Source organism: Roseibium sp. TrichSKD4, from assembly GCF_000148725.1.
Taxonomy (GTDB): Bacteria; Pseudomonadota; Alphaproteobacteria; order Rhizobiales; family Stappiaceae; genus Roseibium.
In genome coordinates this window covers 846,757-858,680 of sequence record NZ_GL476319.1, presented here as the reverse complement: position 1 = coordinate 858,680, position 11,924 = coordinate 846,757, and the positions used below count along the sequence as shown (strand labels likewise).

Annotated in this window: 14 protein-coding genes and 1 other RNA gene; 11 read left to right on the top strand and 4 right to left on the bottom strand. The window is 53.6% G+C overall.

Features of this window, described 5'->3' with window-relative positions:
• Both TRICHSKD4_RS20450 and ssrA read right to left on the bottom strand, forming a co-directional pair.
• On the bottom strand, window positions 1-450 hold a 450-nt coding region (locus tag TRICHSKD4_RS20450), incomplete at its 3' end, for an SspB family protein (RefSeq protein ID WP_050763484.1).
• A gap of 155 nt (window positions 451-605) precedes the next feature.
• Window positions 606-974, bottom strand: a transfer-messenger RNA (tmRNA) gene (gene ssrA / locus TRICHSKD4_RS29595).
• 199 nt (window positions 975-1,173) lie between these two features.
• Between ssrA and TRICHSKD4_RS20445 the strand changes: the two genes are divergently transcribed.
• The 9 genes from TRICHSKD4_RS20445 to ilvC all read left to right on the top strand — a co-directional run bounded on the left by TRICHSKD4_RS20445 (window position 1,174) and on the right by ilvC (window position 9,027).
• Window positions 1,174-1,968 carry a thymidylate synthase gene (locus TRICHSKD4_RS20445; RefSeq protein ID WP_009468850.1) on the top strand — a complete coding sequence of 265 codons (795 nt, stop codon included), beginning with the start codon at window positions 1,174-1,176 and terminating at the stop codon, window positions 1,966-1,968.
• Window positions 1,969-1,993: 25 nt separating this feature from the next.
• Window positions 1,994-2,509 (top strand): dihydrofolate reductase, encoded by a 516-nt coding sequence (locus tag TRICHSKD4_RS20440; RefSeq protein WP_009468849.1) that lies wholly within the window; start codon window positions 1,994-1,996, stop codon window positions 2,507-2,509.
• Window positions 2,506-2,979: a GNAT family N-acetyltransferase gene (locus tag TRICHSKD4_RS20435; RefSeq protein WP_009468848.1), complete on the top strand. Its 474-nt coding sequence runs from the start codon at window positions 2,506-2,508 to the stop codon at window positions 2,977-2,979. Before TRICHSKD4_RS20440 ends, TRICHSKD4_RS20435 begins: the two co-directional genes overlap by 4 nt.
• A 288-nt stretch (window positions 2,980-3,267) precedes the next feature.
• Window positions 3,268-4,452, top strand: a complete 1,185-nt coding sequence (gene hflK / locus TRICHSKD4_RS20430; protein ID WP_009468847.1) for an FtsH protease activity modulator HflK — start codon at window positions 3,268-3,270, stop codon at window positions 4,450-4,452.
• Window positions 4,452-5,339 carry a protease modulator HflC gene (hflC, locus tag TRICHSKD4_RS20425; protein WP_009468846.1) on the top strand — a complete coding sequence of 296 codons (888 nt, stop codon included), beginning with the start codon at window positions 4,452-4,454 and terminating at the stop codon, window positions 5,337-5,339. The genes hflK and hflC overlap by 1 nt, the downstream gene beginning before the upstream one ends.
• Window positions 5,336-5,521, top strand: coding sequence for a DUF2065 domain-containing protein (locus TRICHSKD4_RS20420; RefSeq protein WP_009468845.1), 186 nt, complete (start codon window positions 5,336-5,338; stop codon window positions 5,519-5,521). Before hflC ends, TRICHSKD4_RS20420 begins: the two co-directional genes overlap by 4 nt.
• A gap of 118 nt (window positions 5,522-5,639) precedes the next feature.
• The gene (locus TRICHSKD4_RS20415) at window positions 5,640-7,130 is read left to right on the top strand and encodes a Do family serine endopeptidase (protein ID WP_009468844.1); all 1,491 of its coding nucleotides are present in this window, start codon (window positions 5,640-5,642) and stop codon (window positions 7,128-7,130) included.
• Window positions 7,131-7,279: 149 nt separating this feature from the next.
• Window positions 7,280-7,933, top strand: a complete 654-nt coding sequence (locus tag TRICHSKD4_RS20410) for a TetR/AcrR family transcriptional regulator (protein WP_009468843.1) — start codon at window positions 7,280-7,282, stop codon at window positions 7,931-7,933.
• 74 nt (window positions 7,934-8,007) lie between these two features.
• Complete coding sequence (ilvC, locus tag TRICHSKD4_RS20405; protein WP_009468842.1) at window positions 8,008-9,027, top strand: ketol-acid reductoisomerase; 1,020 nt, start codon at window positions 8,008-8,010, stop codon at window positions 9,025-9,027.
• Window positions 9,028-9,093: 66 nt separating this feature from the next.
• Here ilvC and TRICHSKD4_RS28470 read toward each other — a convergent pair whose 3' ends face one another.
• Both TRICHSKD4_RS28470 and TRICHSKD4_RS20395 read right to left on the bottom strand, forming a co-directional pair.
• Window positions 9,094-9,825: a hypothetical protein gene (locus TRICHSKD4_RS28470; RefSeq protein ID WP_009468841.1), complete on the bottom strand. Its 732-nt coding sequence runs from the start codon at window positions 9,823-9,825 to the stop codon at window positions 9,094-9,096.
• 173 nt (window positions 9,826-9,998) lie between these two features.
• On the bottom strand, window positions 9,999-11,144 hold the full coding sequence (locus TRICHSKD4_RS20395; protein ID WP_168157053.1) for a pilus assembly protein: 1,146 nt from the start codon (window positions 11,142-11,144) through the stop codon (window positions 9,999-10,001).
• A gap of 13 nt (window positions 11,145-11,157) precedes the next feature.
• On the opposite strand from TRICHSKD4_RS20395, the gene TRICHSKD4_RS20390 reads away from it, so the two are divergent.
• A complete protein-coding gene (locus TRICHSKD4_RS20390; protein WP_009465943.1) occupies window positions 11,158-11,544 on the top strand; it encodes a transposase in 387 nt (128 codons plus the stop codon).
• Window positions 11,541-11,888, top strand: coding sequence for an IS66 family insertion sequence element accessory protein TnpB (gene tnpB / locus TRICHSKD4_RS20385; protein WP_009465831.1), 348 nt, complete (start codon window positions 11,541-11,543; stop codon window positions 11,886-11,888). The genes TRICHSKD4_RS20390 and tnpB overlap by 4 nt, the downstream gene beginning before the upstream one ends.
• The last annotated feature ends 36 nt before the right edge of the window (window positions 11,889-11,924 follow it).

Genomic DNA, 11,924 nt, shown 5'->3' with positions numbered 1-11,924 from the left:
CGGCTGTCCGACTGGCAGGTTTTCGGCATCGATTTCAGCCTGTGCCAGTTCTTCGACCGCCTCAAGCAGTTCTTCCGGCAGCTCTTCAGCTGTTTTGCCCGGATCAAACTCAAGTGCAAACTGGACGGATGGATCGAAGAAGCCCTTGATTGCAGAATAGGGAACCAGAAGCTTTTCCGGCACACCGCCAAAGGACAGGCCAACTTCAAAGGCATGTTCGCCGATTGCCAGATCCCAGAACTGGTGCTGCAGAACAATTGTCATTTCCTGCGGGTACCGTTCTTTCAAACGCGAGGAAATCCGTACGCCGGGCGCCGTGGTCTCAAAGGCGATATAGAAGTGGTGTTCTCCGGGCAGGCCGGTGCGGCCCACTTCGGAGAGGATCTTCTTCACCGCGCCGCGCAAAGCGTCCTGGATGAGAATGTCGTATCGGAGGAGATCTTCAGCCATCTGCTCGAAGTGGTACCCTGTCATTGTCTGCAAGAATTATTCAGGCACATTGACCGCAAGAAAATCAAAAGAAAAGACCTCTTTTGGCTCAACTCACGCATTATACAGCGCTCGTGGCAAATTTCACGAGCCGTTTCAACGAAATGTACCGGGAAAGTGGAGGCTTCTGTTGCCAGGTGCCTCCGAACCCCGCCTGAAGGTGCTAACCAACGGGACTTAGTGGACTACCGGAACTGCATTACGCAGCGACAGCGTTGTCCATAGCATAGTTGTCGTTTGCAACTATTAAGAAAGCCCGATAACGGTGGTACAATGCCGAGCAAAAGCACAGTCTTTACGCCCTCGTCGATCCTATTTCGCCCCCGCCGAAACCCACTGTTTTGAAAAGGGAAAATCAGTGGGCTTGGGTGGAGGCGCCGGGTACCGCCCCCGGGTCCGATAGGTTTATTGCACTGACAGTTTATTGCCATAGCTGGCGAACCAGCACCCCTGATATAGGCATTCATGGCGGCAAATGAAAGAGGGAGTTTGGACTTGCTGATGGTTAGGCGACTAGGTCTTCCACAGGTCGCGGCCGGTCATCGGTGGAAAACCATAGGTTTCCTACCCTTTTCAAATGGGTATGTCTGTCAGCAGCCCGAAAACGAAAGAAGACCGGTGACCGATGGCTCGAGTCGGTTTAGGACTTTGATCTGAATTTTACGAACTTCAGAAATGGCCGTTATGCAGCAATATCTCGATCTCATGCAGAAAGTCCTCGATGAGGGGGTAGACCGTGGAGACAGAACCGGCACGGGAACCCGTTCGATTTTTGGCCATCAGATGCGCTTTGACTTGTCGGAAGGATTTCCGCTGGTAACGACCAAAAAGCTGCATCTACGTTCGATCATTCACGAACTTCTCTGGTTTTTGTCTGGCGATACAAACGTCCGCTACTTGCAGGAAAATGGCGTCAAGATCTGGGATGACTGGGCCGATGAGAACGGCGAGTTGGGGCCGGTCTATGGCTATCAGTGGCGGTCGTGGCCGGCCCCGGATGGTCGCTCGATTGATCAGATCGAGAATCTCCTGACCATGATCAAGGCCAATCCCGAAAGTCGCCGTTTGATCGTATCTGCCTGGAACCCGGCGCTGGTCGACGAGATGGCGCTGCCGCCATGCCATTCCCTGTTTCAGTTCTACGTCGCAGATGGAAAGCTCTCGTGTCAGCTGTATCAACGGTCCGCTGATATCTTTCTGGGTGTTCCGTTCAACATCGCATCCTACGCCTTGCTAACCATGATGATTGCGCAAGTAACAGGTCTGAAGTCCGGCGACTTCGTTCACTCATTTGGTGATGCACATATCTATCACAATCACTTTGACCAGGTGCGTGAGCAGCTGATACGGACGCCGCGTGCCTTGCCGACGATGACTTTGAACCCAAATGTGACGGACCTGTTTGCCTTCAAGTATGAAGATTTTGAGCTGACGGATTACAATCCGCACCCGCACATCAAAGCGCCAATTGCGGTGTGAAAAATTTCTAACAGGAGAGGTTTGAATGGCGGAAATCGTCCTTGTAGCCGCGGTAGCAAAAAACGGTGTGATTGGTGCGGATGGGGATATGCCTTGGCGACTTCCGACCGACTTGAAGCACTTCAAGGCGCTTACAGTTGGAAAGCCGGTCATTATGGGACGTAAGACGTTTCAATCGCTCGGAAAGCCCCTGCCGGGCCGACCCAATCTGGTTTTGACAAGAGACGAGCGGTTTTCAGCCGATGATGTTCAAGTGTTTTCTTCGCTCAGCGGCGCTCTTGTTCGATGTGAGACCCTTCTTACAGAACTGAATGTTGATGAGATTATGATTATCGGAGGTGGGCAGCTTTATCAAAGTGCTCTTGAGGTGGCGGACCGTCTCGAAATCACAGAAGTCGATGCGGAGCCGGAAGGTGATACGACTTTCCCGGAGATCGATCCGGCCATTTGGGACGAAACAGCGCGCAGATCTGGCGAACAAACCGAAAAAGACAGCGCGGGGTTTGAGTTTGTGACTTATCAGCGCAGGGCCGCCTCATGACGCCGGAACTTGATAATCGGTTTCGTCTGGAGTGGCTGTCATTCGACCAGTTGACCTCTTTGCAGGTGCATGACCTTTTGAAACTGCGCCAGGACATTTTTGTCGTCGAGCAGGAAAGCGCTTATGCGGATATTGATGGCAAAGATCTGGAAACGCTTCATTTGTTGGCTTTTGAGCGGGATGGCAACCAGCTTGTTGCGGCCATTCGGCTGTTTCCAGCCGACGGGACGGGACGGTCTGCCCGGATCGGGCGGGTTGTTGTCCACCGGGATTTTCGAAGATTTGGCCTTGGAAAGATCTTGATGTCTGAGGGCATAAACAAGGCGCGCCAACTGTGTGGCAGTTGCGATATTGAAGTTTCGGCACAGTCATACTTAGAAGAATTCTACTCCGAATTTGGTTTTTTGACTGTCTCTGAAGAATATATTGAAGATGGTATTCCTCACATCGATATGAGGCTTGGTGGTTAACCGAGTTATATTTCTTTTGTCTGCTCTTCCATTTGAATTACTTCTTGAAGAGTGGGGGAGTTGAGTTTGAAATACAAATTCATGAAATATAGGTGCAATTTTCTCTGTCCACAGGCTTGAAAAATCTAGGCGAACTACCCAATTCCGCGACATCTGTATCCCAAGCGTGGGAAGGCGGTGCGTTGAAACAAGACGGTAACCTGCCTATAACCACGAGTAACTAGAACAGGCCAATTCTCACCTTGATGCCCGCTCCCGGTGCATCAAGACGTCAAGAAGGATTATTGAATGCCTTGGAGCAATCAATCAGGCGGCGGTGGCCCCTGGAAAGGTGGCGGAAACAATGGCGGCCCATGGGGCGGCGGCAACGGTGGCGGCGGCAATAACGGTGGCCCTTGGGGCGGCGGTGGCGGCGGCGGTGGCAACCCGCCAGACCTTGAGGAGCTGTTGAAGCGCACGCAGGACCGGGTGAAAAACGTCATGCCGGGCGGCGGTGGCGGCCTCGGAGCAGTCGGTGTCCTCCTGATTATTGCTGTTGTCGGTGCTGTGTGGCTCGCATCTGGGTTTTACCGGGTGGATGAAGGCGAAGTTGGTGTTGAGCTTGTGCTCGGCGAAGTCACGGATCAAACCACACCGGGCCTGAACTACAACTGGCCTTATCCGATCGGGGAAGTTTACAAGCCGACAGTTCAGCGCCTTCGCGAATTGACTGTTGGTGTTGAAGAGTTTGTGACTGGTGGTGCCATTCGCACACGAGACGTCCCACAGGAAAGCTTGATGCTGACAGGCGATGAAAACATCGTTGACGTCGGTTTTAAGGTGCAGTGGCGCATCAAGAACACCCGCGAAGGTATTTCAAACTTCCTGTTCAACATTCAGAATCCGGAAGGCACAGTGAAAGCTGTTGCAGAAAGCGCCATGCGTGAGGTTGTTGGTAGCTCCAACATTGACTCCATTCTGACTGAAAATCGCGTTGCCATTCAGAACGACGTTGACCAGTTGATGCAGGAAACACTCGATTCCTATCTGGCTGGTATCGAGATCACCGAAGTTCAGATGCAGAAGGTGGATCCGCCAAGTCAGGTTATTGACGCGTTCCGTGACGTTCAGGCGGCGCGTGCCGACCAGGAGCGTATTCAGAACGAAGCACAGGCCTACGCCAACCGCCGGGTTCCTGAAGCTCGTGGTGAAGCTGCCCGAGTTCTGGAAGCAGCCAATGCGTATCGCGAACAGACGATTGCTGAAGCAACGGGTCAATCCCAGCGTTTCACAAAGATTTATGAGCAATACGAAAAGGCCCCGGAAGTGACACGTGAGCGTCTATACCTCGAAACGCTTGAAAAGGTCCTCGGCGCCAATAACAAGATCATCATCGACAGTCAGGCCGGTGGCCAGCAGGGGGTCCTGCCGTTCCTTCCGCTGAACGACTTTGCACCGCGCGGCACGTCCGCTCGCACGGGAGGTAACCAATAATGCGTAGCACCTTCTTCGGTTTTCTCCTCGCAGCAATCGGTTTTGTTGCTTACCTGTCGTTGTTTATCGTCAATCCGACCCAGCAGGCTCTGGTTCTGACCTTTGGTCAAATCGACAAGGTCATTCAGGAGCCGGGCTTGAACTTCAAGTATCCGCTCATCCAGAACGTGATTTATCTGGACAAGCGTATCCTTGATCTGAACATGTCGCCGCAGGAAGTGATCGCGTCTGACAAGAAGCGTCTCGTCGTGGATGCGTTTGCGCGCTACCGGATTTCTGATCCGGTCCAATTCTATCAGCGTGTGAACAACATCCCGGAAGCAAATCAGCGTCTGTCGACATTCTTGCAGTCCACACTTCGTTCCGAGCTTGCAAAGGCATCGTTTGTGGCAGTGGTTCGCGATGATCGTGCCGGTCTGATGGAAAACATCCGTCGTGACGTCAGCTCCAGCGCGTCTGATCTTGGCATTGAAGTTGTAGATGTGAAGATCCGTCGTGCGGACCTTCCCGATGCAAACTCTCAGGCCATTTACGCGCGGATGCAAACCGAGCGTCAGCGTGAAGCCACCGAGCTGCGGGCACAGGGTGAAGAGCAGGCGCGCCGGATTCGCTCCCGTGCAGACCGTGATGCAACTGTTCTCGTCGCTGAAGCGAAGCGGGATTCAGAGATCATTCGTGGTGACGGGGATGCGGAGCGGAACCGCATCTTTGCGGAAGCCTTTGGTGCTGATCCGGAGTTCTTCGGGTTCTACCGCTCCATGCAGGCCTATGAGCAAGGTCTACAGCAAGGCGATACGAACCTTGTGCTGTCACCGGACTCTGCGTTCTTTCGGTTCTTCAACGATCCTCAAGGGGCTGGAAACACCGCAGGTGCTTCCGCTCAATGAGGGAACTCATCACTGCACTCGGGCTGGTGCTGGCGTTTGAAGGAACACTCTATGCGCTCAGCCCGGGCGCGATGAAGGCCATGATGCGCAGCGCACTGGAAACACCAGACCATATCCTGAGATACACGGGGCTCGGTGTTCTGGCATTGGGTGTGCTGATCGTCTGGTTCGTACGCGGGTAACAAAACTGTTTAAGGCGGGAGAACATCAATTCTCTCGCCTTTGTTATATTCGAAAAGCTAGGGTGACCTGCTATGGTTTGCTCATTAGCGATCCGATCCGTTTGGAGGAGAATGCCTCATGGCACGCGATTTCTTTCGCCGCAGGTTTAAATCCGTTGTTTCCCTGACAGCCGCAGCAATGATTGGTGGGCTTGTTGTCCTCAATCCAGCTCAACCTTCCTTCGCTCAAGGCCCTGTTTCTGTTGCAGACCTTGCTGAAGAGCTTGGCGATGCCGTGGTCAATATTTCCACATCGCAAAAGGTGGAAGGTCGGCGCTCTGTTCCAATGCCTCAAGTGCCAGAAGGGTCTCCTTTCCAGGAGTTTTTCGAGGAGTTCTTCAATCGACAGAATCGTGGTGATGAAGATCGCCAGCCGCGCCGTGTGCAGTCACTTGGCTCCGGGTTTGTGATTGACGGCGAAGAAGGCATCATCATCACTAACAATCACGTGATTGAGGGTGCAGATGAGATCACCGCCAACTTTAACGACGGCACCAAGCTCAAAGCCGAGTTGATCGGAACGGATGAGAAAACGGATATTGCCGTTTTGAAAGTCGAGCCGGAAACACCGCTGAAGGCTGTCGATTTTGGCGATTCCGATGCCATTCGCGTCGGCGACTGGGTGATGGCCATTGGTAACCCGTTCGGCCTTGGGGGCACGGTGACGGTCGGCATCGTGTCCGCTCAAAACCGGGACATCAATTCAGGTCCATACGACAACTTCATTCAAACGGATGCCTCCATCAACCGGGGGAACTCCGGTGGTCCGCTGTTCGATATGGAAGGCAACGTGATCGGGATTAACACGGCGATCATTTCCCCGTCCGGTGGGTCAATCGGCATTGGCTTTGCGATCCCGGCGAAAACAGCAACGCGGGTGATTTCTCAGCTTCGCGAGTTCGGTGAAACCCGCCGCGGCTGGCTTGGAGTTCGCATTCAGGAAGTGACTGATGAAATCGCGGAAAGCCTCGGAATGGATGAGGCAATGGGCGCGCTTGTCGCTGGTGTCAGTGATGATGGCCCTGCCGCTGGTGCAGATATCCAGCCGGGTGACGTGATCGTTGAGTTTGATGGCAAGCCGATTGATTCCATGCGTGAATTGCCTCGCATCGTGGCCGAGACCGCGATTGGTAAGGAAGTGGCCGTTGTTGTGTTCCGCAAAGCCGAGCGCGTAACGGTTCCTGTCACACTTGGACGTCTGGAAGAAGCTGATGCGCGCACAGACGAGGGTGAAGACGACAGCGTTGATCCACTCCCTGCAGATGAGCCGAGCGAAATCCTTGGTATGATGCTGGTCGAACTTGATGATGCACTTCGCGAAGAATTCAATATCGAAGCGGATGTGGATGGGGTTCTGGTGAAGGAAGTGATTCCGGGATCTTCTGCAGAAGAAAAGCGGGTTCAGGCCGGTGATGTCATCAAGGAAGTGGCTCAAGAGCCGGTAAACACGCCAGAGGATGTAAAGGCAGAAGTCAAAAAGCTGAAAGAGGCAGATCGCCGATCAGCTCTCTTGCTTCTTTCTAATCAAACCGGTGAACTTCGGTTTGTGCCAGTTCGCATTGAAGACTAAGGCTCTTTGCACATGATCAATGAAAGGGCGCTTCGGGCGCCCTTTTTTAATTTGTGAAAAAAGCTGCTTGACCAAGTTACTCACCTCTGATTAATAAGACGCGAACCGTACGGTACGGTTCGCATCCGTTGTCAGTTAGCAGTCAGTCCATGTCCTTTGCCGCTTCCGTAGAGTTTTCAGACGCCACCTCCAGTACGCCCGTCACGTTTACACCGAGACAGGAAGCTGTTCTTGAGCACGCTTTGACGCTGCTTGTTGAGGGCGGGGAGAAGGCGTTGACTACTGCCGGGTTGGCGCGGACAGCCAATTGCTCCAAGGAAAGCCTCTACAAGTGGTTTGGCGACCGCGATGGGCTGCTCGCAGCTGTTGTGGCCTATCAGGCCAGCAAGGTTCGCTTCCCATCTGAAGCCGGCGCAACATCAGACGCTGAGACTTACCGAACCCACGTCAACGCGTTCGTGGAGGCTTTGCTGGAGGTTCTGTTCGGCGAAACCTCTGTCGCGCTTAACCGCCTGTCAATCGGCCAGTCGAACCGGGAGGGCAACAGGTTAGGCCAGCTTTTGCTGGTGCGAGGTAAACACATGATTTCGACACGTGCGCGCTCCTTGCTTGAAGCTGGGCGTCACAAGAATTTTCTGAGATTTGATGACGCGAACACAGCTTACCAGGTTCTTTATGGGCTGGCAGTGCGCGACGTTCATATCCGGCTCCTTCTGGGAGATGCTGCCACGCCTGCCGAGCAGGACCTGAAATCCCAGGCACAAACCGCCGTTGAACAGTTTTACCAGCTCTACGGCGCCTGAAACTCACTCATCCAGTCAACCAAAGAAATACCGGCCCGGAGCGGGCACAGGATCAAACGGGAAAGGGACTACCAATGCGCGTTTATTACGACCGCGATGCAGATATCAACCTGATCAAATCCAAGAAAGTTGCCATTATTGGCTATGGGTCTCAGGGCCGCGCGCACGCCATGAACCTGAAAGACAGTGGCCAAACGGACATTGCCGTTGCGCTTCGTGCAGGGTCGACGACTGCTCTCAAGGCTGAAGCAGATGGCTTCAAGGTCATGACCGTTGCTGAAGCAGCTGCATGGGCCGACCTGATGATGATGGCCACTCCGGATGAGCTGCAGGCTGACATCTACAAGGACCACATTGCCGCAAACATCCGTGACGGTGCTGCGATAGCCTTCGCACATGGCCTCAACGTTCATTTCGGCCTGATCGAGCCGAAAGACACGATCGACGTTCTGATGGTTGCCCCTAAGGGCCCAGGCCACACCGTGCGCGGCGAATACGTCAAGGGCGGCGGCGTTCCGTGCCTGATCGCTGTTCACCAAGACGCAACCGGCAACGCACACGACCTCGGTCTGTCCTACGCTTGCGGCGTTGGCGGAGGTCGTTCCGGAATTATTGAGACCAGCTTCAAGGAAGAGTGTGAAACCGATCTCTTCGGTGAGCAGGCGGTTCTCTGCGGTGGCCTCGTTGAACTGATCCGCGCTGGTTTCGAAACGCTGGTTGAAGCTGGTTATGCGCCGGAAATGGCATATTTCGAGTGCTTGCACGAAGTGAAGCTGATCGTGGATCTGATCTACGAAGGCGGTATCGCCAACATGAACTACTCCATCTCCAACACTGCTGAGTGGGGTGAGTATGTCACTGGTCCGCGCATCGTAACTTCTGAGACCAAGACTGAGATGAAGCGCGTTTTGGAAGACATCCAAAACGGCAAGTTCACCTCTGACTGGATGCAAGAATACCGCGCTGGCGCTGCCAAGTTCAAGGCAACCCGCCGCCTGAACGACGCGCACCAGATCGAAGAAGTAGGCGAAAAGCTCCGTGGCATGATGCCCTGGATTAAATCTAACGCTCTTGTCGACAAGACCAAGAACTAAGGTTTTCTGTCTCGTTACAGTGCTGTTGAGGAGGCTGCGAATTTCGCAGCCTCTTTTTTGTTTGATCTACCGGAAGGCCCAGAGTGCTGTTTGGTTCTTCAGATAGTCCAACAGCGCCCAAAGGAAGAGAGTGAGGCCTGCAATTTCCAGCGTTTCCTCAATTGTGGCTGCCAGATAATATTGCCAGCCGCGTATCTCTGTCCCTTCTGCCAAGGCTCCGCCGATCAGCTCCATTCCGATGGCTCCGCCAACGAACATGCCCCCAGCCAAGACGAAGGAGAGTGCTGTTGAGCGTTGGAGTTTGAACAGGAAGGGCAAGAAGTAAAGGCCGACAGCTGCGACGAAGATTGAGCCGGGGATTACCCAAGCAAAGTAGAAAATCCCTCCTGTATCTAGAAGGCCCTGAAGGCGGGAGCTGACTTCTTCATGGAAGGAGGCCGATTCATCCAGAGACAGGCAGATGAATATCGCGGCCAGTAGGAACCAGTTTCCTGCCATTTTGTTTGCTGATTTTCTGGCGAGCAACCCGCAGCCCAAAAGAGCGAGGGCGCTAGCTGACATCAAATGGGATGAGTACCAGGCCGCGACTGTGTTTTCTGCATCGAGGGCGAAATGCCGGATGCCCTGCAGCATTGTGTCCATTCCGAACGCGGCGACATAGACCTCTCGAAACACACCAAGACCAACAACAATCACCGAGAGCCAGGGAAGGATGCGCTGCGCTGTGGAGAGTGACATTTCAACGATCGTATCCTGCGACGTTTCCGATTCTGCTAAATTCCGGTGTTGGATGTTCACACACAGGCTCCCATTCATTACCGTCAAAAATACGGTGGTAGTTAAATTTCATAATTATTTATAGTTGTTTTATCAGCTAAGGGCATCCAATTTCCATCTTGAACTTAGAACAGGCTGAACGGCACAAAAAAACCCGCCAAACGGCGGGTTTTTTCAGTTGCTGATGTTGCTTGTTACCCCGAAACGAACGGGATGGATTTTGTGGTTTCCCGCGCAATGTCCTTGAACACCTTGTTCAGTTCATTTGCGTTCTTTGCATCGTAATAATGTGCATCAGACGTTGCGCAGGCTTTCAGCAGGTTTCGACCGCTTGCTGGGGCTTTGAATGCGACCGTGTAAATCGTGATTCCTGCATTTTTGGCCGACGTGCACTCCCGCTTGGCCCAGTTTGGATCGCCGTCAATTCCATCGGTCATGTACAGAATGAAGAGATCCGGTTCTTGTTCATTCTTATTTATATGCGCATTTAATTCAGAGTTAGTTAGCAAGTCGTTTTTGGCTTTTTGAATCGCTGGTGCTGCCCGTGTGCCACCACTTGCTGGCAGACTATTGACCCAGCTTCGAACAGAGTTTTTGTTCCAAGTCAGTTCTTTCTTCCCAGCATAATACCAATGGTATGCATAAGCGCCTAGACGGGTGAACTGATCGTCCGGGTCAACAGTTTGTAGTTCCTTGATGAGAGAGCGAACTGCCTTCTTGAGTTCTGACATGCGTGACGGACGTTCCCAACCCATGGATCCAGATCGGTCAAGCACCAATGCCATGGACAAAGAAGCCCCAGCTTCAGCTTTTGCTGTTGTTTCTGATTCAAAGCCCAGTGAGATCGTGTTCTTGCCGGTCTCCCCGTCAAAAAACATAAAGCTCAAGGGACTGGCAGGAATTTTTGCTGTTCCGTTGACCTTAACCACATAGTTGGTGGTGTTTCCGTCCACTGTTTCAGTGATCTGGACTGCCGGTTTGACGGTCATTGTACCGAAAATCGACGTACCGGAGCTGCCGTCGCCACTCGCGCTCAACCCGGATGCGATCCGGTTAAAGGCATCTTTTGCATAAGCATTGGCTTGGGCGATTGTGATTTCTTCGGCCAAAAGTGCACGTCCTGTCTGCACAGCTGCCATGTCAGCGGCTGTTTGCAGTCGTGTTCTCTCGCCAAAAGTTTGGCTCATATCGATGCCAATCGTAACTACTGCGAGCAGTAGCATGATTAGAATGCCGAATAACGGAAGTATGGACCCGTCGCGTTCCTTGTGAGCGTTCGGTATTCCCGCTCTGACGGGGAGCGCAGTGGGGTGATAATGTCCATTTTCGTTAATGGACATTGTGAGGCACATTTTGGGTACGAAGAAGGGCAGCAAGAAGCGGTTTTGGTCGGATGACGAGAAGCGGTCGATCTGTTTGCAGGCCAGAGTGCCGGGGGTTTCGGTTGCGCAGGTTGCGCGCCGCTCTGCGATGAATGCGAACCTGATCCACAACTGGCTGCGTGATGAGCGGTTTGCGCCAGAAGACAGCGATTGCGTCCTTGATGGAGCGGCGTTTCTACCAGTGGAGATAGAGGGCCCGCAGGCCGCACCAGGCCACCAGATCGCGGCGCTTGCCTCGGATATGCCGTTGTCGGCTCAGCGGGTTGATATCACGCTGTCGGACGGGCGGCGGGTATTGGTGGAAGGGACGACGGCGCTGCCGACGGTGCTGGCTTTGGTTGAAGGTCTAATGCCGTGATCCCCGTGCCGTCCAACGCGCGGGTTTGGCTGGCTGCCGGGGTGACGGACATGCGGCGCGGGTTCAACACTTTGGCGGCTCAGGCGGAGAAGGTTCTGGAGCTTGATCCCTATTCTGGACATCTGTTTGTGTTCCGGGGACGGCGCGGTGATCTGCTGAAGATCATCTGGTGGGATCGACAGGGCGCATGCCTGTTCAGCAAGCGCCTTGAGAAGGGCCGGTTTGTTTGGCCTGCTGCGAAGGACGGTAAGGTCAGCGTGACGCCCGCGCAATTGTCGATGTTGCTTGAAGGCATAGACTGGCGGATGCCGCAAAAAACATGGCGGCCCCTGAGCGTCGGATAGGCCAATATATTGGCGTTTGCGCGCCTCTCGGGATTC

Excerpts from the sequence above, each read along its gene's own strand:
- hflC (WP_009468846.1), top strand. The coding sequence starts at position 4,452 with ATGCGTAGCACCTTCTTCGGTTTTCTCCTCGCAGCAATCGGTTTTGTT.
- TRICHSKD4_RS20415 (WP_009468844.1), top strand. The coding sequence starts at position 5,640 with ATGGCACGCGATTTCTTTCGCCGCAGGTTTAAATCCGTTGTTTCCCTG.
- TRICHSKD4_RS20435 (WP_009468848.1), top strand. The coding sequence starts at position 2,506 with ATGACGCCGGAACTTGATAATCGGTTTCGTCTGGAGTGGCTGTCATTC.
- TRICHSKD4_RS20395 (WP_168157053.1), bottom strand. The coding sequence starts at position 11,144 with ATGTCCATTAACGAAAATGGACATTATCACCCCACTGCGCTCCCCGTC.
- TRICHSKD4_RS20410 (WP_009468843.1), top strand. The coding sequence starts at position 7,280 with ATGTCCTTTGCCGCTTCCGTAGAGTTTTCAGACGCCACCTCCAGTACG.
- TRICHSKD4_RS20440 (WP_009468849.1), top strand. The coding sequence starts at position 1,994 with ATGGCGGAAATCGTCCTTGTAGCCGCGGTAGCAAAAAACGGTGTGATT.
- TRICHSKD4_RS20420 (WP_009468845.1), top strand. The coding sequence starts at position 5,336 with ATGAGGGAACTCATCACTGCACTCGGGCTGGTGCTGGCGTTTGAAGGA.
- ilvC (WP_009468842.1), top strand. The coding sequence starts at position 8,008 with ATGCGCGTTTATTACGACCGCGATGCAGATATCAACCTGATCAAATCC.
- hflK (WP_009468847.1), top strand. The coding sequence starts at position 3,268 with ATGCCTTGGAGCAATCAATCAGGCGGCGGTGGCCCCTGGAAAGGTGGC.
- TRICHSKD4_RS20445 (WP_009468850.1), top strand. The coding sequence starts at position 1,174 with ATGCAGCAATATCTCGATCTCATGCAGAAAGTCCTCGATGAGGGGGTA.